The following is a 26,245-nucleotide window of genomic DNA, read 5'->3' as shown; positions in this document are numbered from 1 at the left end:
ATTATATGTTTAAAGCGCATGAGTGTGCTGGGAGTACATTTGTTCGCTTGCTCAGGGCAAAGCTAAATATGCTTAATTCACAATTGAATCAAAGAGTCCTTAACTAAGATGTTCAATAATCCTATCTTTGCACAACAAAAAACAGTGATTTTCGACAATTTTTTTGTGGAAATTGCTAGAAACTAGCACTTCACCTTTAGAATCGATGATTGACTATCCTCTTCGCGGTTTTGTAGAAACCTCGATTTTGTTCTGACCACAAACATCAATGACAAAAGCACTACTATCTAATCTGCAATTTAAGATCTTGATGCTGAGTCTGGTCGTGATTTTTGGCGTACTCGATTTTTGGGCAAGTAGCTATTGGCAGCGTAGTGCCGCGCCGCAAGTGGCGGCTGAGTTGGGTGTGACATTCGGTACACCCGATAAGAATTATCGTTTGCCGATAGAGAAACTCAGTGCAGCTTCGCCTTTGCTGCTCGCCGGGGCAAAACCAGGTGATCTTATAGTATTCGATCGCTTGGGAGATCAGTCTCGTCTATTGGTGGTGGATGATCGTGTTGGTGTACGTTGGTTTAAAGTAAGCGCCTCCGATAAAACAGATCCACCAGAGAGTGCAGCCATACACCTGCAACTACAACCTATACCCAAAAATCTGCGTTATGCGGATATTTTGCTAGGCATCACATTAACTCAATTCTCCACCACTTTTATCGCCTTGTTCATCATTTGCATGTTGGTCTGGCGTCATGCGAATAGCGTACCTATGCGCGCTTTAGCATTCGCGGTGCTGGCGATTATTCCCGATACCTTCATCCCCTTCTTGCCGGGTGGTGCGCTACAGGATTTCCTGACCGTCTTTGTCTTTCCGATAGAACTATTTGTCGGCTATGTGTACTTCACTTATTTTTGTTTGATTTTTCCGGAAGACCGCCCGCACTGGCGCTTGTCGTCGGTGCGGTGGTTGTTTTATGTCTATGTCTTGTGTTTTGCCAGCTATACCTTATGTCATATCTTGATTAAGCTCGGCATGTTGCCGTGGGAAGTACGTGAATGGTTGAATTTGCGTTTGTGGAGGCGTGTCCTCGCCATTGTTTCCGTGATTTTTTCTTTAGGTGCTTTGGTTATTTCTTGGCGTGTCAGTAGTGGCATTAACCGCCAGCGTTTGGCTTGGATAGGCTTTTGTATGGGGAATATCTATGCGATTTATCTGTTTCATAATTTGTTTCGCATTATGGATGAAGAGCATGCATTAGCGTATTTTGAGTCTTTTAATTCTTCAATTATTTTTCTTGCTTACGGCGGTTTGGGTTACGCCGTACTGAAAAATCGCCTATTTGATTTCAGCTTTGCGATCAATCGTTTTAGCGTATATGTATTGCTGGCGCTGGGCTTGGTGGCGGCTTTGGCGCTCATGCAATTGGTCATCGCGCCACTACTGCATTTGGACACTCGGTGGAAAACTTTACTGTTCGATGTAGTGTGTGGATCTTTGTTGTTGGCACTGTACAAACCCTGGCGTGGATTTTCTGAACAATTAGTACGCACCTGGTTGTATCCGAAATGGCGGGCACAGCAAGAGGCATTACAAATTGCGCTGGCAAATGCGCCAGAGATGCAAGGTCAAAGTCAGTTAGTCGCACATTATTTGAGCGCTTTCCATGCCTACACCAGTGGTGCGCAAAGCGCCATCTACACGTATCACGAAGCGTATTGCCGAAAAATAGCCGGTGATTTTCTTGCTGCGCCTGACAGAGTGTACGCCTTGGGGGGCGACTTGGCACGTATATTGACATCCCGCTTGCCGCCATCGCTAGTTGATATTGCCGGTGAAAATGCCCTGCTGATTCCATTTACCCATCGAGGACATTTGACTGGAATGTTATTGGTCGGCGGCAAACCAGATTTTAATCAATATCGTCCGGATGAAGTCCGCACCATAGTGCATACCGCATCTCTGCTGGACCAAGATCTGCAAGCCGAAGCACAGCGTTCACATCAACAAATGTTGGCCGATAAAATGGCGGCAGAATTGCATGCGCGGGAAGCAGCGGAATTAGCGAATCAAGCCAAGAGCTCATTTTTGGCGACCATGAGCCATGAGATTCGCACGCCGATGAATGCGATTATCGGCCTCGCCTATTTGTCGCTGCGTACTGATTTGAATGCGAAACAGCGTGACTACTTGAACAAGATCCACGACGCAGGCAATGCTTTGTTGGGCATCATTAACAGCATCTTAGATTTTTCAAAAATCGAAGCAGGCAAGATGGAAGTCGATTTCAGTCCTTTCTCTTTGGATGATGTCGTGAATCACGTGACCACCATCACCGCCCAAAAAGCCCATGAAAAAGGCTTGCTATTGCAAATCGATGTGCCCGCAGACGTGCCGCGTTTCTTAGTCGGTGATGCGATGCGTTTGGGACAGGTCCTGATTAATTTGGTCAACAATGCGATCAAATTTACTGAGCGCGGAGAAGTGCGTTTAAGCGTATCGATGGATGAGCGCGATAGGAGCAATGATGCCACGGGTTTGCTATTGCATTTCGCGGTGGCGGATACAGGCATAGGTATGACCGCTGAACAAATTGATCGCCTGTTTTCGGCATTTACCCAGGCAGATAGTTCGACCAGTCGCAAATTCGGCGGTACCGGATTGGGATTGTCGATTTCGAATCAGTTGGTGAATTTATTAGGTGGGGCGATACAGGTACATAGTCAGTTTGGTCAAGGTTCGCATTTTACATTTTGTCTGCCTTTCGATATTTGCAGCGAAGCGACTTTATTGCAAATGGGCAGTAGCATTTCAAATCTTCAACGCCATTACGAAGACACCTTGGTACTGCTCGTTGAAGACAATGAAATCAATCAACAAATTGCGGTGGAATTATTAGCCACAGTGGGCATACAAGTCGTAGTAGCCAATGGCGGGCACGAAGCATTGGCGCAATTGGACCAGGTGGAAGCAAGCGCCTTTGATTTGATTTTGATGGATTTAGAAATGCCAGGTATGGATGGACATCAGGCGACTCAGGCAATTCGCCGACAAGCGAAATTTAATCCTATCCCTATCATTGCGATGACGGCACACGCGATGGCCGATGTACGCCAACGTTGTATGGATGAAGGTATGCAAGATTTCTTGGCGAAACCAGTACAACCTAATGCCTTGTTTACCACCTTGTCGCGCTGGCTAGGACATAAGGCTAGCAGCACGAAAGCCGATGAGTATGCACTAGCGGTCGAACACCCCTTGGCACTGGAAGAGACACGCCAGACCTACGCAAATCATGCGGATATGCTTGCGAATATTGAGTTTCATCGATTTAAACATATCGATAGCCACCAAGGTTTGAGCTTGATGATGGGGAAGCGCGATCTGTATCTCAAAGTCTTGAGTCGTTTTGCTGAAAGTCAGGCGCACACTGGCAGACACTTGCAAGATGCACTGGCGGTGGCGAACGATGCGCAAGCTTTGATCCTGACGCATACCCTTAAGGGACTAGCAGGCAGCATAGGCGCGAAGCAACTCCATGCCGACGCTTCGCAATTAGAACTTGCCTTGCAGTTAGCGCAGCAAGATCCTAGTTTGCGTAACGGTTGCAAGCCAATTTGCGTGAAGTTGGTGGTGTCGCTGAATCAAGTTTTGGCAGAGCTAAAACAACATTTGCCACAAACTTTAATCAGCGTAGATGCCGATGCGAAATCGACACAAATCAGTGAAGACGAAGTTCAACTCAGAGTGCAGCATTTGATGGACTTATTGAGCAATTCCAGTGGCGATTGTCCGCAATATTTCGAAGAGCAACGCCCTATCTTTTTGCAGAGTTTGGATGCGCAGATGCTTGCGCAAGTGGATCAGCATATCCAGCAATATGATTACGATGAAGCACTCATGGCATTGCGCGTGGCATTAGCTATGTCAACAGGTACGGCACTGCCAGCGGCATGAGGAATTTAGTGGACGCTATAGGATGCCAACAGGGAACCCACAGGAAGCTCGCAGGTTATCACTTTGCCTGATAGGGTAATTGTTGATTAGTATTTCCTAAAGCAGGCACTGGCGATTACACTGTTCGCTATTTCTCCACCGTCATTTTTTTACCTTCCGCAAAATCATGTATGCATCCACCAGTAATTTCAGCGCTCGCAGTCAGGCGATAGAGCCGTTTCACGTAATGGCATTGCTGGCACGTGCGAATGAATTACAAGCCGCAGGTCATGATGTCATTCATCTTGAAATTGGCGAACCCGATTTTGTCACCGCAGCACCAATTATCGCGGCGGGACAAGCGGCGCTGGCTGCTGGCCATACCCGCTATACCGCGGCGCGTGGACTGCCGCAGTTAAGAGAAGCGATCAGTGACTTTTATCGACAACGTTACGGCTTGAGCATTGCACCACAGCGTATCATGATTACGCCGGGTGGTTCTGGAGCCTTATTGTTGACCACCAGTTTATTGGTCGACCCCGGTAAGCAATGGCTAATGGCAGATCCGGGTTACCCCTGCAATCGTCACTTCTTACGATTGATAGAAGCGTCCGCAAAATTAGTGCCCGTCGGACCCGAAGTCCGTTATCAATTGACCCCAGAACTGATTGCCGAATATTGGCAGGAGAACACTGTGGGTGCTTTATTAGCGTCACCTGCAAATCCGACTGGCACCTTACTTAGCCGTCACGAGCTGGCGGTGGTAGCGCAGGCAATCCATCAAAAAGGCGGGCACTTGGTCGTCGATGAGATCTACCACGGCTTAACGTATGGCGTGGACGCGGCCAGTGTGTTGGAAGTCGATAATGACGCTTATGTGCTGAATAGTTTTTCAAAATACTTTGGCATGACGGGCTGGCGATTAGGCTGGTTAGTCGCACCAGAAGCGGCGATTCCAGAGTTGGAAAAGCTGGCGCAAAATCTTTACATCAGCGCTTCGAGCATGGCGCAATATGCGGCACTCGCTTGTTTCGAGCCTGCGACTATCGCTATCTTCGAGGAGCGCCGACAAGCTTTTGCCGAACGGCGTGATTTCCTATTGCCAGCCTTGCGCAATTTAGGTTTTAAGATCGCAGTTGAGTCGCAAGGCGCGTTTTATTTGTATGCCGACATGAGCGAGTTTGGCGGTGATGCCTATACTTTCTGCCAGCACTTTTTAGAAACTGAGCACGTCGCTTTCACGCCCGGTTTAGATTTCGGCCAATATCAGGCGCAACAACATGTGCGCTTTGCCTACACACAAAATTTGTCTCGGTTGCAGCAAGCGGTCGACAGGATTGCGCATGGTTTACAGAGTTGGCGGATGAAGCAGGCCTGAGTTTTTGTGATTCACCTGTCAGTTGCATGGATAAATTGTAGTAGAAAATATTCTTGTATTGATATGTGAATTGGCTCTTGAAACTATTAGATACAGATTGCCGTATTTTTCGATGGGCAATGGCAACAAAAAGCTTGTCAAGAAATTTGTAAGTCCGCAATTTTTGCTAGAATTGATCTGCTTATTTTCGATGCTAAATTGATTGTCTCGAACGAAGAATCGGATAATCGGACTAATCGGGCTAATAGAAACACGCGATGACTATCCTAAAATCTTTGTTGGCGATGTTGTTGCCTTTGTTGGTTTTTTTGCCAATGGAGGATTTATCTGCCCAAGGAAAAATATTACTTGCTGATGCCAGACCGAGGCCACCAGAAATAGTAGCAGATGACAGAACAGGTCTTATCACCGGCCCGATTGTTGTGATCTTAAACGAGGCCGCGGCCAGCCTAGGTTATCAAGTGCAATGGCGAATCGCACCTTTCCCGCGCACCTTGGAAGACATGAAAAACGGTATTACAGATCTTGTGCCTGGTGTCTTTAAGAGCGATGAGCGCGCAATGTTTATGGAGTTTTTGGGGCCTATCGGCGTTGAAAGTCATCCGGTTCTTTTTTTGACGCGGGCGGGGCAGGAGCAGCAGATCAAGGCTTATGATGATTTAAAGAAAATGAAAATTGGTGTGAAACGAGGCACCTTATATTTCCCACAGTTTGATCTTGATAAAACGATGCACAGAGTCGGCGCACATGATGACCATAATATGGTCAAAATGTTGATCGCAGGCCGTTTTGATGTGATGATCGTGAACGACAAAGAAGCGGCTCTAGCGGCATTAACGCCAGCTGAAAATGCGCGTGTTGCCTGGAGCGAATATCAGGCCTCACGGTCACTTGCTCGCTACTATGGAATGTCGAAATTCTCCCGGCATAAACTCTTGGCGCCGGCTTTGTCGAATAGTCTGCGCGACATGGTCAAGCGAGGTCGGGTCGCAGAGATTTATCGCGATTTTGGTTTGTCATTCAAAAACTATCAATAGTATTTTCTGTGCCTTGTTCGGCGCTTAGCTTTGTGCTTAGCTTAGTACTTAGTTACGTGCTCAAGCACCGAATTTTCATTGTCAATCTTGGCAATAAAAATCATGCCCTACCGCAAGCTTTGCATATTGAGAGTTGTGTGACTATTCTGTCAGTATGACAGGAGCCTTTGGTATGGGCATTAGTGGCATTTCCTCCGCGTCGACCTTCTCAATTACCGCAATTGGCGGGGGCGCGACAATCGATGCAAACAACCGCCGACAGTTGTTGGCTTCCGCACAACTTGACACTGGCGCAGTGCAAAACGTCTCTCAAGAAAGTAAAGAGACGAGTTCGAGTGTTTCAGATGCCGCTACGAGCGAGTCGGCTTCTACCACAAAAAAATCCACTCAACTGAGCGCGGCAGAAGCGGCGCAAGTAGCGAAGTTGCAAGCACGGGATCGTCAGGTACGTTTGCATGAAATGGCACATTTGGCAGCGAGTGGCGGCCTAGCAACTTCAGGTGCCAGTTTTACTTACCAAAAAGGACCAGATGGTGTGGACTACGCCGTTGGTGGTGAAGTTAGTATTGATACTTCACCAGGACGCACGCCAGAAGATACCATTGCACGCGCGCGACAAATTCAAGCGGCGGCTTTAGCGCCAGCAGATCCATCTGGACAGGACCGCGCTGTTGCCGCAATGGCACAGCAAATGGAAATTGAGGCCAATGGGCAATTGATGTTAGAGGCGAGCGCTAAACTTGTCGACAAATCGGTCGACAAATCGATGACGGCTGAAGATGCACCAAGATCACCAAGCGCAGAGAAGGCATCGAAAGTAGAAAACGCAGCAACAAACTCTGACGACATCAACAAGCTTCAAAGAAGCATCGATCAAGTTCAACAGGCCTATAGCACGAATAGCATTGCGCCGACCATTAACGTCTATGCCTAAATTGCAGACTGCGAGTTTATCTATCAGTCAGTGCCGCTGTGTGTGCTTGGCCGTCTCGTAGTAAGCCATGATTGTGCTTGCGATGCGGTTGGGCATTTTGCTGAATGGAGAATGTTGTTCAGAAAAGTTAAATTTCACCATAGCCCTTCCCACTAAGGCGAGAGTTCTGTGGTGTTCAAGTCTAATTACCGAGCAACGACGCGATGTTCGCGCGTATCTGTGCCATGTCACTACGATTCACTGTTGAATTATGATCTGTAGAGCTAACAATATCGATCTCAGCTCAGCTATCAGCTCAGCTATAAGATTCCTTTTTGCATCCTCATAGACTTTCTTACTTCCAAAGTTTTGCATTAAAATCTTGCTATGAAATTGGGGAGGGTGATTTTCATCTTCGCTTGATTGCCACTGATCTTGACTAAAATATAGGTCAACAGACCCTAGCTAATTTTCTACATGATATGGAGTTGCTCATGCGTTTTTTTTCTACACTACAGCGTTGCGCTTGCCTCTTGTTATTACTGGTGTGGATGCCCGTTCATGCCGAATTTATTCAGAGTACGATCACGGTCGGAGAAGGTGTGAATACTTTGTATGGCAGTGTGCTGATTCCAGGACATAAAACCAAGCCACCAGTGGTCTTGATTATTGCCGGTTCAGGACCAACCGACCGCGATGGTAATAGTCCAGCATTACCCGGAAAAAACAATAGCTTGCAAATGTTAGCGGAAGAATTAGCGATCGCTGGTTTCGCTTCTGTGCGCTACGACAAACGCGGCGTTGGCGAAAGTTTTGCCGCCGGTGGTGCGGAAGAAAATCTGCGTTTTCAAACCTATGTCGGCGATGTGCAAGCTTGGATTAAGCAATTGAGTAGCGACCCCCGCTTCGGTGGCGTCGCAGTGATCGGGCATAGCGAAGGCTCTACTTTGGGTCTGCTTGCGGTCTTGGATAGCCCAGTGCTGGCCTATGTGTCGATTGCTGGTCCAGCCCAATCTGCAGCAAAAATTTTGCGTGCACAATTGGCGAGTAAACTTCCAGCTGATTTGGCAAAAATCAATGAAAGTATTTTAAGCAGCATGGAAAAATCCGAATTTGTGAAAGACGTTCCAGCGCCCTTATTAGCCCTGTATCGTCCTAGTGTGCAAAATTATTTGATGTCATGGTTCCAGGTTGTGCCAGCCGATGCAATCAAAAAATTGGCGATGCCAGTGGCGATTTTTCAAGGCGATACCGATATTCAAGTCGGTGTTAGTCAAGCCGTGTTATTGGCGCAGGCGCAGCCTAAAGCAGAACTGCATGTTGTCAAAGGCATGAATCACATTATGAAGTCAGTACCTGCCGACAACGCTCAGCAAGTTGCATCTTACAGTGATCCAAATTTGGTACTAGATGCCGATTTTTTGAAGAAATTAGTGGCGTTTCTAAAGAAGGCTTGTGCTACAAAAAACGCCTGAAATAGTGGATGTTCATTGCTCACTATGCAAATAAAAAAATAGCGCATCGAATTGAATGCGCTATTTTTTTACGTCAGGCTTTGCTGGCTTTGTTGCCAAGCCAGCCTAAACCATCCTGAACCGTCCTGAACCGTCCTGAACTTAGTGTGGCAGCATCCGTTTTAAGGTATTGTCTTTCACGATGTAATGGTGATAGAGACCCGCCAACGCATGGAGACCTATCAAGAAATAGCCGACTTTGCCAAAGGTGACATGTAAGTCCTCTATCGTGTCCGCGAGTTCTTTGTTTGGAGCAATCAGTGGCGGGAGCTCTAAGCCAAAGAACGGAATTATTTGTGCTTCTCCGCTGAGTATCATCCAGCCTCCTATTGGCATCCCCAGCATTAAACAATAGAGCGCGATGTGCATGATTTTTGCAATGCGTTCTTGCCATGCCGGTGGAGTCGGAATAATCGCCGGCGTTGTCTGACGCAAGCGAACGATCAGGCGCAATAGGGCAAACGCGAATACCGATAAGCCCAACATGAAATGCCACATTTTCATGGCTTTACGCGGATCACTACCTTTCGGAAAAATCTCACGCAATTCTATGCATGCGTACACTGCGATCAATAGCATCAACATAAACCAATGCAAGCCGATGCTCAGTTTGTGGTAGCGTTCATCACTGACGGTGGGGAGAGCTTTTGGGATGGACATGAGATTTCCTAGGTGGGTAATCGACCTTACTATCATAGGCGATTCTTAGGCGATGTCTGTTTATTTCTGTAAAAGAATCAGTGTGGAAGTGTCGTATTCTGCGCAATTTTGAAAACAAAGCGCTCGTATTTGAGCCAGATCAATTCGTCGTTGGTCGTAATCATCTGGAGTCGGTATCGATGTCCATTTACATTGACGTCGTGCAGGGCGCACTCAGGCGCAAGCAGTTGTGTTCATTTGCACCAGCTGCAATGGTTTGATCAATGAGGAAAAAGAAGATGTGGAAAAAAATATCGACTTGGTATCAAGACTGGAACGAAGAAATGCTCAACGTCTTATTGCATCCTGAAGAAGCCCAGAAAATTTCAATCCCGTGGCGCCGCCACTTCGCGCTTCGATTGACAAAATTGACCTCGATTGAACGCACACAATTGCACCAGTTTTCTGTCAAATATCAGGGCATGGCATTCTGGATGGCAGTGCTGAAATTGAGCGCGGTATTTTCTATGATCGGCGCGCTGCTACACTTTTTTAGACCTAAGCTGGACTGGTGGATTTTGGTCGCTGTTGCTAATCTGATCGGTTGGGCGGTAGCGGTTTCTCTGATTGGTATTTGGTTTAACTATAGGCGCTTGTCGTTCCGGCCTGTGCGCTTCCTGTCGAATGCATTTTTGGGTGTATCGTTGGGTTTGCTAGGCGGTACTGTTTTGGGTGCCATGCTACGTGGCAAAGATATTTGGACCAGTATCGTTCAGGACGTACCCCGCGTGTTAATGGTCGCTGGAATAATGGGGTGTATCTATGCACTGTTGGTGGGTATTGTTGCTGTATGGCGCAATAAGAATTACGAAGCCATCACCGCACAATTAGAACTTGAAGCAGAGCGCGAGAAAAATGCGCGGCAAACCAGTGAGTCGCAATTACGATTATTACGGGCGCAAATTGAGCCACATTTCTTATTTAATACTTTGGGCGCCGTACAACAATTAGCAGAAAACGGAGCACCGCGAGCGGCAGAACTTACGGCGAATCTGATTGTATTTCTGCGTGCCAGTATGAGTGAAATGCGCAGTGAGAAAATCACCTTGGCGGAGGAGTTCCATTTGATCCAAGCGTATTTGGAAGTCATGAAAGTCAGAATGGGCGCACGTCTGGATTTTCATTTGGATTTGTCGACGGATTTGAAGGCCATTAGCATACCCAGCATGATGCTATTAACTTTAGCCGAGAACGCGATTAAGCATGGCATAGAGCCTGCCTTGCGCGGTGGTCGTATCGATATCCGTGCGGAAAAGTGCGGTACCGATTTATTGATTACCGTCCAAGATAGTGGCGTAGGATTAAGTGATACGCCAAATCCCGGCATAGGCTTGCAAAATGTGCGGGATCGTCTGCGTTTGCAATACGGCGCACATGCAGCGCTGTCCATCTTTGAAGCTGAACAGGGTGGTGTGATTGCTGAGGTGAGTATTCCCAGATGTTAGTTTGTGGTTTGCGTAGCCTTAGATTGTGGCAAACAAGCCGGCAATACATAAGGGCAGTCGAGAGAGTGCTGGAATGCATAATCGAATGAAAGATCGAATGAAAAATCGAACGAAAATCCAAAGAAAAAACAAGAAAGAAGATAAGCAATGAAAACAAGAGTGTTGATTGCCGAAGACGAACCTTTAATGCGTGAGCGATTAATCACGCAATTGGCAAAATTGTGGCCGAAGGCTGAGATCGTGATGGTGGCAGAAAATGGTAATGATGCCTGGGACGGATTTTTAGAACATGAACCAGCGCTAGTTTTTTTGGACATTCGTATGCCGGGACTATCTGGCATCGAAGTTGCACAAAAAATCGGACAATCCGCACACATCGTTTTCATTACGGCCTACGACCAATATGCGATTGATGCCTTTGATGCTGGCGCTATCGATTATTTATTAAAACCCGTACAAGAAGAGCGTTTGCAAAAGGCCATACACCGAGTGCAGGAAAAGATGCAGACAAGGATGCAAGCAGAATCAAGCGAACCCAGACAACATGAAGTTGCGGCCATCGAAGTCGAGACCATACTGCGCGGTTTGCAAGCCTCCATGGCAGGCGGTGTGCCTGGCACGAAGTCACCCAAAATGAAATGGATTAAGGCTAGCGTGGGTAAGCAAATTAAATTAATAGACGTTGATGAAGTTTTGTTTTTTCAATCAGATACCAAGTACACGCGTGTAGTTCTGGCCGACTACGAAGCTTTGCTCAGAACACCCTTAAAGGATTTGTTGGGCAGTCTTGATGGCGATCAATTCTGGCAAATTCATCGTTCCACCGTGGTCAACGCCAGGGCTATCTCAGCGGCAGAGCGAGTCGATGCGGAAAGAATGCAGGTATTTTTGAAGGGACATCCTGAAAAATTACTGGTCAGTCGTAATTTCACCTATTTATTTCGCGAATGAGGGAAGTGGTATGGCAATGGCGCGATGAGCGTATATTGTCTTTACCACCATTAATTAACAATTTTATTGATTTTTATGTACGTAAAATTAACTAAATAATATGCATTATTTAGTTGAGCGTTTGTTTTTTACAACTGCATAAAATATTTTTTAAAGTGTATTAAATTTAGTATTTCCCTATGAAACCCCATGATTTCCTCCTATATTTAGAATAGCTTGATCTAAAATTTTGCATCGTACAAATAGATACTTATTGGTACACTTTTCATACAAATTCAGAACCCAAGAAAAATATCGATGAATTGGGTCAAGTCGAACGTTCAGGGAGATACCGGTAGCCAAAAGCTACGGGCGCTGAAATCAAGGATTGGTATTTGAGATCGGTGTGAAACCAGCAGACATGTTTTGCTAATTTCGATAACTTCTGTCTGTTCATAATTATTTACAAATTTGGGGATACTTAATTATGGCAAAGCAGCACAACATCGCAGTACGTCCAGCATTAATCGCAGTTTTGATCGCCGGTGCATTTAGCGCACAAGCGGCTGATCGTGAAGTGTTAACTGGTTCCAGCAAAGTCAGCAGCTCAATTCTGGGCGGCAATCTCTCTCTTGCTATTGGTGGCAATCATGCTGCCGAGCTAAAGCCTGAGCGTACCATGACCTATGCAAGTGGTTTAAAGGTCGTGCGTCATCAACAAATGTTCCAAGGTGTTCCTGTTTGGAATGAAGCCGTGGTTGAACATGTCGCCAAAAATGGTGGCTCAACAATGACTGGCGCCGTGTTGCGCAACATCGAACGTGATTTGCCAAGTATCCGCCCAATTTTCTCCAAGAACGATGCGCTGATCCAAGCAAAAACGCACGCACAGATTTTTGAAACTGAAAATGAACAAGCCAAAATGTTTGTAAAGCGCGGTGAAAACGGCGTTGCACATTTGGTTTATGTTGTGTCATTCAATGCCACTAACACTGACGAACCACGTCGTCCTTTCTACATGTTAGATGCTAACACTGGTGCTGTGATCAGCCACTGGGAAGGTATCAACCATGCATTGGTCGGCACAGGTCCTGGCGGCAATACAAAAACTGGCCAATACGAATATGGTGTGAAATACGGTAAATTAGATGTGACTCAATCAGGTTCTACTTGCTCGTTAAACAGCACTAACGTAGCAACCTACAACATGAATTCATTGACCAAAGTGCCATCCGCACCACATAGTTTTACTTGCCCACGCAACACAGTGAAAACGATCAATGGTGGCTACGCACCAATGAATGACGCACACTACTTCGGTGGCGTGGTTTTCAATATGTACCAAGCTTGGGTAGGCGTGCGTCCAATCAGTCAAAAACTGTTGATGCGCGTGCATTACAAACGTGCGTACGAAAATGCATTCTGGGATGGTACAGCAATGTATTTCGGCGACGGTGCAACGACTTTCTATCCATTGGTATCTTTGGACGTTACTTCGCATGAAGTGAGCCATGGCTTTACTGAGCAAAATTCTGGCTTGGTCTACTCTGGTATGTCTGGCGGTATGAACGAAGCCTTCTCCGATATGGCGGGTGAAGCAGCAGAGTTCTACATGAAAGGTTCGAACGATTTCTTGGTTGGTCAAGAGATTTTCAAAGCATCTGGCGCATTGCGTTATATGGCTAACCCACCACAAGATGGCCGTTCTATCGACAATGCCTCTAAGTACACAAGTACTTTAGATGTGCATTACTCCAGCGGTGTGTACAACAAAGCGTTCTACTTGTTGGCGACTAAAACTGGTTGGAATGTACAAAAAGCCTTCCAAGTCATGGCCGATGCAAATCGTCTGTACTGGACTGCAAGCAGCACATTTAACCAAGGTGCATGCGGTGTAGAAAAAGCTGCAGTGAATCGTGGTTACGTGAAAGCTGACGTAACAGCAGCATTCGCCGCGGTAGGTGTAAGCTGCGCGCCTTAAGATTTTCGGCAGTGTAATTTAGAGCGCCTGGTGGCAACATCAGGCGTTTTTTTTCGTCTGTCGTTTTGTTTCCAAGTTTTTCTGTAGACGATATTGCTGTAGGTGATAATTTGAGTTTTATTTTTGTATAAATTCAAAGTCAAATTGAGAAGATTGAATAGCTTTGCGACTGACGCAACATTGCATTGACTAGCGCCTCATCGCGTAGGGTAATGAAATGGACGCCTCCCCACCAAACGGCATCGCAATGTGCCAAAGTAGGGAATACAGGACAGGTCAGACCAGGATGGTCAAAAGCTCGCCAGACGCACTGTGCGATAAGCACGATAGGGTGATTGAGCGACCATCAGCGTGTTTCATCATGTGTCAGCAGTCATCAATCGACTGCAATAAAGACCGAATGTATGGCTGAAATCGACTCCGTCTATTTTTATTTGACAATGCCCTTGCAAACGGGAGGCGTCCATGTATGCGCCGTGCGCACCGAAGCCGCAGTCAATGTGTATGGTGCGCACGGCGCACCTTACGCAATGAAGTTTCGGCCAGCACAATTTTGCCTAGGTCCTAAGCCATAAGTCCTAATAATGTCGAATTTTAGTCTTTTTACGACAGTGTTTTGATTTCAGATAGACAGGCTTTCTTCCCGTGCGTAAGCTGAATGCGCTTGCTGAAAAAAGTGGCAAGCACTCTACAATAAAACACTGCATAAAAAATAAGGAGACAGAGATGGGCTTCGATAGAAAGTATTTGATTTCTGCTTTGGGTTTTGCTGCGATAGGGATGTGTTTAGGGATTTTCATGGCAGCGTCGCATGATCATGGACAGCATGTCACGCACGCACATATTTTATTGATTGGCTTTGTCGTATCGATGATTTACGCAATTATCCATAAGTTGTGGCTGGTGGGATTTACGGGTGCCCTAGCTCGAGTGCAATTCGTGCTGCATCATTTGGGTGCCGTTGGCATAGGTTCGGGCTTATTTCTGCTGTATGGAAATTTTGTCGCTGAAAGCAAACTTGAACCTTTATTGTCGGGTTCTTCGCTAGCGGTGCTGGTGGGCGTGTTGATGATGTTGTGGATGGTGCTGCGCGCCCCTACATCCAAATAGATACTCATCTGTATCGAAGAGCGGCGCGACTTGTTGTGTACAGGTTCGCGCCGTTTTGTTTTATACCTTTTTCAGGTAACAAGCTTTCAACATAAAGTTTCCGGCATCCATTTTGCAATCGACTTCATGATCGCCACCGACCAAGCGGATACTTTTCACTTTGCTGCCTTGTTTCAAGGTAATCGAAGAGCCTTTCACTTTCAAATCCTTGATCAAGACCACGGCATCGCCATCGGCTAAGACATTGCCGTTGGAATCTTTGACGATGCGCTCATCGGATTCTTCGGCCGCAGCTTGCATAGGCCATTCGTGGCCGCAATCGGCGCACACATAATTGTCACCATCGGGATAGGTGTTTTCCATGCCGCAAACTGGGCAGGCTGGTAGCTGAGACATAATTTCTTTCATAGAAATGCGTTAGACCCGTTAGTATAACCGACCAGTTCTTTGAAATTGCCATCACGATGTTTGATGTAGCTCGAATTTAAGTGAAGATCTTGCGAGACTGAGCAATAAAAAAGGCGGTGAGGTTTTAATTCACCGCCAGTTCAATTACTTTAACTATGGGATATTGCTAGCTTAGTTAATTGTGGCTTTCACGGTTAAAGCACTGAACGCAGCATAAGCGTACACGCCAACATAATAACGGCCTGCGCTTGGTGCATTGACGGTACAGGTTTCAACTGAAGTAGCACCATCTGATTTGCACTTGTACGCAGCCGTCGTTGGTTTCACGCTCAGTTGTGAATACAAATCGGCGTCTCCATTTGCACCATTTAATGAAAATACCACGCTAGTTTTACCTGCAGGTACATCAATCGCATAGTATTTCCATGTGCCAGTCGCCGCGCTTTGGTTAGCGAGTCCGACACCGCTGCTGAGCATTACATCGGCTGGCGGTGTGCTACCGACCAATGTTCCCTTCATCGCGTAATAGCCGAGTGAGGAATAGTTAGAGAAACCATTTTGTGGCGTACCTTCCGCCCCACCAGCGATGACCAGACGATAATCACCTGCACTTAAATTGAGGCCGATAAATTCAGCTGAGCGATTTACTGCTTTATTGCTACTGGAAATGAGTGTCCCAGCTGCGTTATAAATTTTCGCATCGACGTCTAACATACCGAAGTATTCAATCGGGTCGATTTTTAAATCCAATTTGCCATTGCCTGTCACCGTGAAAGTGAATGCATCGGTGTCACCGGTTTTTTCGATTTGACCAAAGTTAGTCTGTGGATTGATATTTCCAGCAGCATCCAGCGCCAATGCTTTGCCTGAGGGATTATCGTCAGTCACGTAAGGGATAGATTCATTGACGTTCATGATACGCAAATCATCTTCGAAATTAGTCGCAGTATTGTATTCACCCTTGCTCCAGGTCCAGCGGCTAGCTGCCCAGTTGGCACCCATCCAATAGTTGCCCATGATAGGGCCCCACTGATAGGCGGCAATGCCTTCAAAGTATTCGCCGCCAGTGCCGCCGTGATCATGGTTCATACCCATCTGATGGCCGACTTCATGTGCGGCAGTCATCCCTATGCCGTAACCGTAGTCAAAACCACTTGCAGGGTTGCGATACAAAGTGCCGGCAGAAGTGGTGCCGAATGCGCTTAGTGGCGCGTTGGAGCGACCATCTTGATTCACGAAATTGATCACGCCTGTGCGCAAGATATTCGCTGATTTAGCTGTGTTGTAGACAGTTGGATTAGTGGTGATGTTGATGTTGTACATCGAATATTGATCCGCCACGATTTGCCAGGCGCGATACATGTTTTCTTTGGTCACGCCATTGAGTGGGGTGCTGCCGCTCATGACAGCAGAGTGATTCAGGTAGAACACCCATGGGCTGCCAGGCTTACTTTCTAGCTTGGTGACGTCTTCGTTATTGTAGGGGCCAATATGGGGCGCCTGGCGTGATGCCATAGGGCTGTAAACAGGATGAATTGCACCAGCAAGATTATTGACAGTAGTCGCTTTCAACCAGCGCTCATCCAAATCGGGAATGACTTTGCTGATCGCTACTTCGGTGACGCTTACTATGCCTTTCGCATCAGTGCTGTATTCGTAGGCTTTTTTCTCGTCATGTTTGATCAAATAGCCATGCAAATTCTTAGCACTGCCTTTCAAGTAGAAACTGGAATTGGCTGAACCGCGCGCTTTACCTGAGACGGACAAAATACCATCTTTGAAGTGGTAGTCAGTGATGTCGGTATCTAAATGCTTAGTTTGTGCAGCATTGTTATTCAGGGATAGCAATGCACGGGTGTTGGGATTGGCGTGTTGATTTGCTAATGTGCGGATCAGAGCATCGGCGCTGCCGATTTCCTGACGTGCGGCGGGTGTGTCGGCGGCGATGGCGCTAACTGCGCTGACTAATAATGCCGCGAGCAAGCCAGAGCGCAATACGAAATGTGAATGCGAATGAGAATGCGACGATGTTTTTTTCATGTTTGTCCCCTCTATAGGTTTTGTTTGTTGATTTGTTTGTGCTTATTTACTGAGTTGATGACTTAGATGCCGGTCGCCGTGATGTGCATGCTTGTGTTTCGTATTCCACTATGGTCGGCATTCGCCCAAAATGGGAAATCTGCTTGAATCTGCACAGATAAATTACCCATGAAAAGTAGAGCGAGCACAGAGTTAAACAGAAATTGAAGCTAATTCAATATACTTTTGGTATATTGAATTTGATCTAATTTGTATATACAAACAGCATGACTTTTAGATAAATTTTATTTGAGGGCAAAGCTCAAAGCATAATTCTGTCATTTGTGATCTTGTAACATCTAATTAAGTTTTTAGTTTGTTTTTGTAATAGGATAAGTTACTAAAAATTACTTAATATTGTGACTATATGACTGTGGTTTTTTGTCAATCTTGTGCGAGTCCGCGCTCTTTTTCGAAACGTACTCGTCTACTTGCAATTTCATGAATTAGCATCGCAGCATGTCGGCACGGTACTATGTGAAGGGTTTAGTGGTTTATCTGGAGAGACCAAGTGATTTGGCCCAAGCACTGCTATTGTGCCTGTGATGATTTGCATAGAAGTGCTTAGCCGCAAAGTCACTACTTTTACAGATGTTTCTGTGTTTGCAGAGTTTGGATGGCAGGGGTACCAAGGACTGTGGTTAGCGAACGCCTTAGCTTAGGTTTGATAATCGCATGCAGAAGAATTGGTGGCAATCTAACGTGTTACGAGGTATGCGTCATAGCCAGAGACGGCGAGTGAAAATGCGAATATGGACACAAATATGGGCGCAAATATGATGGCAATTACGAATGCAAAAATTGCCTGATACTGTTAGGGAAAAACTGGCTGCTGTTCAGTGAGAACAACCATATAACTCTATTTGGTTTTCGTGCCGCTGATTTTTGCTAGTGAACTGTTAATTCTAATCATGGTATCTGACGCCACATCTTTACTGCAGACGATGTACCGATCAAGACCCGCGGGCATGCCTTCTACATCCACTTGTGTAAGCTCACTTAATTGCTCATCTTTGCTGCTTAAATAGTGCCAGTCATCCTTGTCGATTAACATCATGGACGCACGATTTGCATTGATCATTCTGACCATAATCATAGGCGCGGCACTGCTGCGGATAATTTTGTTTTTGCTAGATAAAAATAATTGATCTAGTTGGTCACCATAGGAAACACCGTCCACAATAGCCAAACTTAAACTAGGATCTGCGAGCAAGGATTTTAGATTTTTGTGCGTGCGCACTTGTGTTAGCGAGCTATTCCCAACGAGTAAGGTGTGCGGAGGATCTTTGTAAAAGCTGTCACTGTATTGCACCAGCGCTTCGCGTTCAGCGATTTTGTACCAGCCAAACGAACAGTAATTTTTTTTCCCATTTTTAAAGTTTTGCCAGATTCTTTTCGCGGGTTCTTCGACAAATATTGTTTTTAATTTACTGTCAGCAAACACGTGCTTTGCCAGCATTAACAGTATGCCTTTTTCCTGCCCGTTTTCTATATATTGATGCGGTGGCTTTTCGCGCCATGCAATGGTTAATGTCTGCGCTTGGGATGGCAAGGTCGACAAGCAACATGAGGTCAACAATACGGATAAAACATGATGGCGTAATCGCATCTGATTTTCGCTTTCACAATGTTGTCGATGGCCTTGAGTTCATGGGGCACTTTGCATGAGTCTGCTATGCGTAGGCCAAATTGCTGACAGCGCTGATTTCAGTCTATTCACTCATTGGCATTGGCGTTTTAATTTTCACCTTAATTTGAACCTTGGTGAATCGTACTAAGGCTTGAAAATCTCGCATTGACGCATCTCACAACGGGCTTTGATTTCTTGTCCATCTTCACATTCAACACGATACACTTCTATTGGCCCTTTTTTGTAGAGTAAGCCAGCACCTTTTTGCGACTGACAGCTATTCTGTTTGGCAATACGTTCTACAGTGACAGACGAAACGCCTAACTCAAACGGGACTCTTTCAATCTTGATGGCATTGGCTGATTCTGGGCTTGCTTTGCTGATTGGGGCGTAGATCGGTGTGCCTGTAGATGAAGTCGATCCGGGCGCTGGCGCAGCCTTGGCTTGATTCGTAGATCCAGGCTTTCCTGAGGCGCAGCCAGGCAGTCCAGTGCACACGAGAGCAATTGTCGTAATAAATTTAATTAGTTTAAGTGAAGGCACCATGGTTTTCCTGAAAATGATAGGCCAAAATAGAAATCTCAATACGTGCAGCTATTTAAGCAAATTCTCGAACTTTAGAGAAGGAAAAAGTGATATCCGCTTGATCAATTGCGTGGAAAAGGTGGTTTTGGTGCAAGTAAGTGAGTATAGGTCGGCTATTTAGACCGTGTCGCCATTTTGGGAACAAAAAAAGCGCGCAAAATTTGCGCGCCAAGTCGTGAGAAAAAAAGTGGAACTTAAACTATATGTCGGGCTGGCAATAAGCGACCTTCAACCTGGCCAAAACCGATACGCGGAGCACCATCTTTTTGTGCCCAACCACGCATGATAATACTGTCGCCATCTTCGATAAAAATGCGTTGCTCACCATTGCTAAAGACGATGGGTTTCTTGCCGCCTTCGGTCAGTTCCAATAAAGAACCCGCTTCTTCCGCGAGCGGTCCTGATTGCGTACCAGAACCCAAGAAATCACCTGCGCGCAAATTACAACCATTGACTGTGTGATGCGTGACCATTTGTGAAACCGTCCAATATGAATGGCTAAAATTGGATACTGACAAGCGTTGCGCTGGTGTACCGTCGGCGCGCATCTTTTCGGTTTGCAATAAGACTTCGAGTTGAATATCGAAAGCGCCGGTACTGCGTAAGTCTGCATTGTCCAGATAGGGTAAAGGCTGTGGATCAGTCGCATCGCGACTCCATGCCTTACGATACGGTGCTAAGGCTTCTAAAGTGACGACCCATGGTGAAATCGTTGATGCGAAATTTTTTGCCAAGAAGGGACCCAACGGTTGATATTCCCAGCCTTGTACGTCGCGTGCAGACCAGTCATTGAGCAGGCACATGCCGAAGACATGTTGTTCCGCGTGATCGATATCAATCACTTCACCCAGTGCATTTCCTTGACCAATAAACACACCGACTTCGCATTCATAATCCATACGCTTGGCCGGGCCGAACGATGGCGTGGTCGCATTCGGTGGCATGGTTTGACCGACAGGACGACGGAATTGTTGGCCGGATACGCCGATGGACGAAGAGCGACCGTGATAGCCAATCGGTACCCATTTGTAGTTTGGCAGTAATGGATTATCTGGGCGAAATAATTTACCAACCGAGGTCGCATGATGTATCGAGGTGTAAAAATCAGTGTAGTCACCGATCTGTGCGGGCAAGGCATATTCAGCATCCGCTTGCGCTACCAGAGTGCCGACTAATTGCTTTTGCGCGACAGCAGCTTCGCGCAGCGCTTTTGACAGCGCCAGGCGCACTTGTGCGGAAACTTGATTGCCCAAGTCCATGAGTGCATTCAAAGTCGACGCTGTTAACGCATGTGCTAACGCGGCATTGCTGATGTCGGCAAAAACACCGGCGTGCAAGGCGATACTGAGATCCAGAATCTGATCGCCAATCGCCACACCTATGCGAAATTGTTCATTGCTACCAGCGCGGCGAAAAACGGCGAATGGCAAATTCTGAATCGGGAAATCGGTGTGACCATCATTTGCAGAAGCGACCCAGCTACGTAATGCTGGGTTGTGCGTTTCATTCAGTTGTACAGACATAGTGGACTTTCTTTATTAGACAAAATGTTCAAACGCAGTAAGCAGAAAACGCAGAGCGATCATTTTCTCTCTGCGTTTTGCGTACATGGTGCGTTGTTGTGATCTTAGCTTTGCTTTACTTCACAAAAGTAAGTGAATGATTTATTTTTGTGAAGGATTAAAATTCTTCTTAATTCCTTGCCAGCATTGGAAATAGTCCGCTTGCAATTGCGGGGAACTCATCGCTGCACGACTTGGTTTAAGGATAGTACAGGTTTCTATCATAAACGCCATCGTGTCATCGACTTTATGTGGTGTGCTGGTATCCATATTACTGGCCTTTTCAAAGGTCGGCGCATCTGGACCATGACCGCTCATGCAGTTATGTAAGCTTGCACCACCCGGACGGAAACCTGTTGATTTCGCGTCGTATTGACCGTGAATCAAACCCATAAATTCACTGGCAATATTGCGATGGAACCAAGGTGGGCGGAAAGTGTTTTCGGCGGCCAACCAACGTGGTGGGAAAATCACAAAGTCTATCGTATCCACACCTGGTGTATTGCTAGGCGATTGCAAGACCAAAAAGATCGACGGATCTGGATGATCATAACTAATTGAGCCTATCGTATTAAAGTGACGCAAATCGTATTTGTACGGTGCCATGTTGCCATGCCAGGCAACCACGTCGAGTGGAGAGTGGCCGATTTTCGCACGCCATAAATTGCCACTGAATTTAGCGACTAATTCGAAATCGCCTTCGCGATCTTCATACCAAGCTGTTGGTGTCAGAAAATCGCGTGGATTAGCGAGACCATTCGATCCGATCACACCGAGATCTGGCAGCTTTAACATGACACCAAAATTTTCACAGACATAACCACGTGCGTCGCCATCCGGTAAGCTGACTTGAAAACGGATGCCGCGCGGGATGACCGCGATTTCTTGCGGTTCAATATCGATCAAACCCATTTCCGTTTTAATGTGCAAACGGCCTTGCTGCGGAATGATGAGTAATTCGGCATCGGCGTTGTAGAAAAATTTATCCGTCATGTCGCGATTGGCCGCGTATAAATGGATTGCACAGCCGGTTTGCGCGTCGGCAGAACCATTGCCCGCCATGGTCAACCAACCTTCAATAAAATCGGTTGGCGTCGCAGGCATAGCTTGCGGATCCCAGCGTAGTTGATTTGGGCTACTTGGCACTTGCGCAAAATCATTGGTCATCGAGCCATTCTCAATTTGCGTAAATGGCTGGTGCATCGCCGCTGGGCGAATGCGGTAAGTCCATGAACGACGATTCGTATGGCGAGGTGCAGTAAATGCCGTACCGGAAATTTGTTCGGCATATAAACCATAGGCGCATTTTTGCGGCGAATTTTGATTATGCGGCAAGGCACCAGGTAATGCCTCGGTCGCAAATTCATTCGCGAAACCAGTCATGTAATGTGTATTCATTGTCTTTCCATAGTGAGACTAAACTCAATTGGTCTAGAAATTGGTAGCGCATTCCACCAAAAGTGGGGCGCAGACTCTTGTGATATTCGCTAATGTAGTGCAAACCTGTCCTTCTTGCGATAGAAATACTAAAATGTAGATCATTCATGAAATCAATAATGGTGCAATCCTTGCGGGGCGAAAATGATAGAAGCTAAAGATATAGACTTGAACTTGCTGGTGATATTTCAGGAAGTGTTTCAAGAGCGGCAAATTTCCAGTGTTGCGCGCAAGCTCAATTTATCGCAACCCGCGGTGAGCAATGCGCTTGCACGTTTGCGTAAGGCTTTGGATGACGAATTATTTGTGCGCACGTCGCAGGGTATGCAGCCAACACCTTTAGCCCAGCAACTAGCCGATCCTGTTGCCGCAGCACTTAGTCACATTACGAAGGCATTAAATCAACACGCATCATTTGACGCAGCCAGCAGTCAGCGTCAATTCATGATTGCGATGACCGATGTTGGTGAAATGTATTTTATGCCTATCTTGGTAGAGCAATGCCGACGATTTGCACCACAAGTGCAGATCGCAACAGTGCGCGCAAATAATGTTGATTTGATGGCAGAAATGGAAACCGGGCGCATAGACTTAAGCTTAGGTGCGTTTGATCAGGTTTCCGATGCGCTCTATCATCGTCGCTTATTTCGGCAAGACTATGTTTGTATGTATCGGCAAGATCATCCGCTTATGCGTGAAGGCACGTCGAGCAAGGAATTTTTGAGTGCTGAACATTTGATCGTATCGACGCGTGAAAATCCCTACGACAAGATCAATCAAAGCTTGGAAAAGGTTGGGATCACTGCCAGCAATAGCTTTACCGTGCCACATTTTTCGTCGGTACCATATATTGTTAGTAGCACCAATCTGGTGGTCATCGTACCGCAAAAACTTGCTGCCAGCGCAGCTGCGCCGTTTCGATTGAGTTATAGCAAGCCACCCATCAAATTGCCGACGCTGCAAACGAATATTTTTTGGCATCGGCGTTTTGCACAAGATGAGGGCAATCAGTGGCTGCGCAATTTATTGGTTGAGTGTTTTTCCGACAGTAAACGCTAGATAGACCCGCAAAGAGATCTTTGCATAAGTTGCTACGAGGTCAAATAGGAAGTCCGTTATGCAATAAATGCACAGACTCTAGCGCCCATTGCGAGTCGAATTGATGTTTGTGATGAGCATGCGGTGATTTAGAGTGAGATAGGCTTAATCATTTTGTCGAAGATGGATTTTAGTTTGGGCAGGACGTCATGCGATGGCAAGTGACCGATTTGAGGCACGAGGGGGAATTTGAATTCCATCAGGACAATGGAATCAAGCATACTGTGATTAGTGATGCTTGTGAAGCGCGATAGGCTATGTCGGGCCGATGTTAAAAATCGCTGGCGCACAGAATTGGCGCCAACGATTTCTAGGTGATTAATTGAGCATCAAAGATGCTTGTTCAATTAACGTTTGAGACAAGATGAGACGCATGATGCTGATACATCGACAAAACGCTTGGTGTTCCACAATGGTGCGTGAGCATTGGTCGTACCAACGATAGAAATTTGATGCGAACCATTTGCGATGTTAGTACTTAAAGCAACTGCGACTGGATTAGCGCCAGCACGAACGGTTTGTACTGAAGCCAAGACATTGTCAACATAGACTTTAACGAGATCTGTATTTGCTACTTGCAAATTCAAATTCACTGTATTCGAGGACGAAGTGATCGTATCGCCTACAGGAATAAAACTGCCATCAGTCAAATTGCGATAGTAAGATTTGCTTGGGGTTTTTGCCAAGAGGTCATCTGCAATTTTGTCAAATTGAGTTTGATCGCCATTGCTCAAATCTGCCAGAGTACGTGGAACTTGTACGTCAGCGTTACAACCTTGATCTTCAATCATCGTACCAGCCGCTAAGCCACTACGAATACTTTGACGCCAAGATACGCGCATAGTCACGCCACCAGGCAAGGCTTGGAATGGTGCAGAACCATAATCGGCGAAGAAAGAATGTTGAATAACATTTGCGCCACCAGCACCAGTCTTAGGATCTTCACCGTAAATTGTTGCAGCAGCATTGTCACGCATTGCACATGTGAACAAATCAGTTGCGGAGAAGCTACGTGCATTTGCTAAAACGCCGACTGGTTTGTAGTACATTTGTCCAAAGTAATTTGCATCAGCTGCAGAAGTAAATACTTCAGTTTTACTGTAACGATCTTTTGTTTTTTGTGCGTTGGTAATGACTTGTACCCATTCTGGCCAGTAGAATTGGAAAATTTCTTGGTTCAAGAAGTTGAAATTCAAAGAAGTATTCAATAAGCGAGCGGCATTAACACTTGCTTTTCCAGGAATGAATAACTCAGGCAACATGTCGGCGTAAGAAATAAAACCACCGCCATTATTACGAACGTCGATGACCAATGCATCTGTCGCTGCTAATTGATTACGCAATAAGCCAGTGATGATGCTCAAAGAAGTGTCATATTCGTTGCTTGCTGGTGCAAATGTACCGATGCTCAGATACCCAACTTTCTTGCTGCCACGATTCACAACTGCCCACTTGATACTAGATTCAGCAGTGGAGTTTTTTGTGATTGCGCCAACGACATCAGTAGAATTTCTTGCCACAAAACGATTGTAACGTTCTTGAATTGGCTCGTTACTGAGATTGAGTGCTTTGCTGATGCTAGCTTTCAGTGCCGCGCCCGTTTTTGCAACTTTTGCTGTTGCTTGATTAATCGTCGGAGGGAGATCCGCATCATCGTAAAAACTCAGCCATGGCAGTGTGATGCTATATTCTTCACCATTGGAAGCGGCTTTCAGTTTGAGTGTAATCGTGTCTTTGGTTGGTGGCGTTGCAGAACCTTGCCATGTGTAGGTCATGTATTGCAATGCACGAGAAAAACCTGCGTACAGATTAGCACCGTTGCCGTTAACGATAGCATTTTGCACGGCTTGTTTGATTGGCAGGCCGTCATATTCTAAGACTTGATCGCCAATCGCTGGCTTTCTGATGCCTTGGTAGAAGGTGTTGTAGTAAAAAGAACTGAAGTGGCGGCTAATGCGCACTTCATTTTGGTCAGCAGCCGATGCTGTGCGCGTAAATTCGAATGGAATAAACGTTTCGAAAGTTGCGTAAGGCAGTGGGAAGTTATAGTTCAAATGCAAATCGCGCTGTGAAACAAATGCTTGACTCAAACTTTTATGTAAATCGGTCGTACTGAGGTTGCCGGCTTTCACTTTGTTCAGAATGTCTTGTGCCGCTAAAGCTGGATCCAGATGTCCAGAAGTAGGGCCAGTGCCATAATACTCATTTTTTTGGTAGCGATTAACATACAGATCACGCAGTACCAATTGCGCTTGTTCCGCAAGTACGAGTTTTTGTGGTTGAGTGAGTTCGTTGAACTTGATCAAAGGCCTTGTGTTCGCAAGGTAGTTGACGCGGTATTCTGCATGTGCGAGACCAGCGCAGATGGATGCACCGAGTATCGCCAAACGCAAGACGTTATGAATTTTCATGAATTAACTCCGTTTGCCTAAGATGCCGAGTTGGCACCTTCATTTTTGTTGTGGATATAAACTAGGATCGCTTGAGTATCAAATAACAAGCGCGCAA

Annotated in this window: 19 protein-coding genes; 11 read left to right on the top strand and 8 right to left on the bottom strand. The window is 46.2% G+C overall.

Going from position 1 to position 26,245, the window contains the following annotated elements:
- Window positions 1-268: 268 nt before the first annotated feature.
- From H8K55_RS05240 to H8K55_RS05220, 5 genes are all read left to right on the top strand, one after another.
- A complete protein-coding gene (locus tag H8K55_RS05240; protein WP_186941029.1) occupies window positions 269-3,952 on the top strand; it encodes an ATP-binding protein in 3,684 nt (1,227 codons plus the stop codon).
- Window positions 3,953-4,118: 166 nt separating this feature from the next.
- Window positions 4,119-5,309 carry a pyridoxal phosphate-dependent aminotransferase gene (locus tag H8K55_RS05235; protein ID WP_186941028.1) on the top strand — a complete coding sequence of 397 codons (1,191 nt, stop codon included), beginning with the start codon at window positions 4,119-4,121 and terminating at the stop codon, window positions 5,307-5,309.
- Between the two features lie 257 nt (window positions 5,310-5,566).
- Window positions 5,567-6,346, top strand: coding sequence for a substrate-binding periplasmic protein (locus H8K55_RS05230; RefSeq protein WP_186941027.1), 780 nt, complete (start codon window positions 5,567-5,569; stop codon window positions 6,344-6,346).
- A 172-nt stretch (window positions 6,347-6,518) separates the two neighbouring features.
- Window positions 6,519-7,280 carry a putative metalloprotease CJM1_0395 family protein gene (locus tag H8K55_RS05225; protein ID WP_186941197.1) on the top strand — a complete coding sequence of 254 codons (762 nt, stop codon included), beginning with the start codon at window positions 6,519-6,521 and terminating at the stop codon, window positions 7,278-7,280.
- Window positions 7,281-7,753: 473 nt separating this feature from the next.
- Complete coding sequence (locus tag H8K55_RS05220; protein WP_222612370.1) at window positions 7,754-8,734, top strand: alpha/beta hydrolase; 981 nt, start codon at window positions 7,754-7,756, stop codon at window positions 8,732-8,734.
- 141 nt (window positions 8,735-8,875) lie between these two features.
- Here H8K55_RS05220 and H8K55_RS05215 read toward each other — a convergent pair whose 3' ends face one another.
- Complete coding sequence (locus tag H8K55_RS05215; RefSeq protein WP_186941026.1) at window positions 8,876-9,433, bottom strand: cytochrome b; 558 nt, start codon at window positions 9,431-9,433, stop codon at window positions 8,876-8,878.
- Between the two features lie 278 nt (window positions 9,434-9,711).
- Between H8K55_RS05215 and H8K55_RS05210 the strand changes: the two genes are divergently transcribed.
- From H8K55_RS05210 to H8K55_RS05190, 5 genes are all read left to right on the top strand, one after another.
- Complete coding sequence (locus H8K55_RS05210; protein ID WP_186941025.1) at window positions 9,712-10,917, top strand: sensor histidine kinase; 1,206 nt, start codon at window positions 9,712-9,714, stop codon at window positions 10,915-10,917.
- Window positions 10,918-11,064: 147 nt separating this feature from the next.
- On the top strand, window positions 11,065-11,868 hold the full coding sequence (locus H8K55_RS05205; protein WP_186941024.1) for a LytR/AlgR family response regulator transcription factor: 804 nt from the start codon (window positions 11,065-11,067) through the stop codon (window positions 11,866-11,868).
- A 466-nt stretch (window positions 11,869-12,334) separates the two neighbouring features.
- The gene (locus tag H8K55_RS05200; RefSeq protein ID WP_186941023.1) at window positions 12,335-13,828 is read left to right on the top strand and encodes a M4 family metallopeptidase; all 1,494 of its coding nucleotides are present in this window, start codon (window positions 12,335-12,337) and stop codon (window positions 13,826-13,828) included.
- Between the two features lie 404 nt (window positions 13,829-14,232).
- Window positions 14,233-14,403 (top strand): hypothetical protein, encoded by a 171-nt coding sequence (locus tag H8K55_RS05195; RefSeq protein WP_186941022.1) that lies wholly within the window; start codon window positions 14,233-14,235, stop codon window positions 14,401-14,403.
- Between the two features lie 151 nt (window positions 14,404-14,554).
- Window positions 14,555-14,938: a TonB-dependent receptor gene (locus H8K55_RS05190; protein WP_186941021.1), complete on the top strand. Its 384-nt coding sequence runs from the start codon at window positions 14,555-14,557 to the stop codon at window positions 14,936-14,938.
- 60 nt (window positions 14,939-14,998) lie between these two features.
- Here the strand turns inward: H8K55_RS05190 and H8K55_RS05185 are convergent, their stop codons facing one another.
- From H8K55_RS05185 to hmgA, 6 genes are all read right to left on the bottom strand, one after another.
- Complete coding sequence (locus tag H8K55_RS05185; protein WP_186941020.1) at window positions 14,999-15,334, bottom strand: zinc ribbon domain-containing protein YjdM; 336 nt, start codon at window positions 15,332-15,334, stop codon at window positions 14,999-15,001.
- A gap of 183 nt (window positions 15,335-15,517) precedes the next feature.
- A complete protein-coding gene (locus H8K55_RS05180) occupies window positions 15,518-17,386 on the bottom strand; it encodes a pre-peptidase C-terminal domain-containing protein (RefSeq protein ID WP_186941019.1) in 1,869 nt (622 codons plus the stop codon).
- A gap of 898 nt (window positions 17,387-18,284) precedes the next feature.
- Window positions 18,285-19,034 (bottom strand): transporter substrate-binding domain-containing protein, encoded by a 750-nt coding sequence (locus H8K55_RS05175; RefSeq protein ID WP_186941018.1) that lies wholly within the window; start codon window positions 19,032-19,034, stop codon window positions 18,285-18,287.
- 165 nt (window positions 19,035-19,199) lie between these two features.
- Window positions 19,200-19,598 carry a hypothetical protein gene (locus H8K55_RS05170; protein WP_186941017.1) on the bottom strand — a complete coding sequence of 133 codons (399 nt, stop codon included), beginning with the start codon at window positions 19,596-19,598 and terminating at the stop codon, window positions 19,200-19,202.
- 236 nt (window positions 19,599-19,834) lie between these two features.
- Window positions 19,835-21,163, bottom strand: coding sequence for a fumarylacetoacetase (gene fahA, locus H8K55_RS05165; RefSeq protein ID WP_186941016.1), 1,329 nt, complete (start codon window positions 21,161-21,163; stop codon window positions 19,835-19,837).
- 141 nt (window positions 21,164-21,304) lie between these two features.
- Window positions 21,305-22,600 (bottom strand): homogentisate 1,2-dioxygenase, encoded by a 1,296-nt coding sequence (gene hmgA, locus H8K55_RS05160; protein ID WP_186941015.1) that lies wholly within the window; start codon window positions 22,598-22,600, stop codon window positions 21,305-21,307.
- Between the two features lie 183 nt (window positions 22,601-22,783).
- Here hmgA and H8K55_RS05155 point away from each other — a divergent pair, with 183 nt between their 5' ends.
- Window positions 22,784-23,698, top strand: coding sequence for a LysR family transcriptional regulator (locus H8K55_RS05155; RefSeq protein ID WP_186941014.1), 915 nt, complete (start codon window positions 22,784-22,786; stop codon window positions 23,696-23,698).
- A 386-nt stretch (window positions 23,699-24,084) separates the two neighbouring features.
- Here the strand turns inward: H8K55_RS05155 and H8K55_RS05150 are convergent, their stop codons facing one another.
- The gene (locus H8K55_RS05150) at window positions 24,085-26,148 is read right to left on the bottom strand and encodes a S41 family peptidase (protein WP_186941013.1); all 2,064 of its coding nucleotides are present in this window, start codon (window positions 26,146-26,148) and stop codon (window positions 24,085-24,087) included.
- Window positions 26,149-26,245: the final 97 nt, after the last annotated feature.

Origin of the sequence: Affinundibacterium flavidum, from assembly GCF_014284175.1 — a bacterium.
GTDB classification, from domain to species: domain Bacteria; phylum Pseudomonadota; class Gammaproteobacteria; order Burkholderiales; family Burkholderiaceae_D; genus Undibacterium; species Undibacterium flavidum.
Note: the sequence above shows the minus strand (reverse complement) of the source record. Positions and strands in the feature narration are given on the sequence as shown.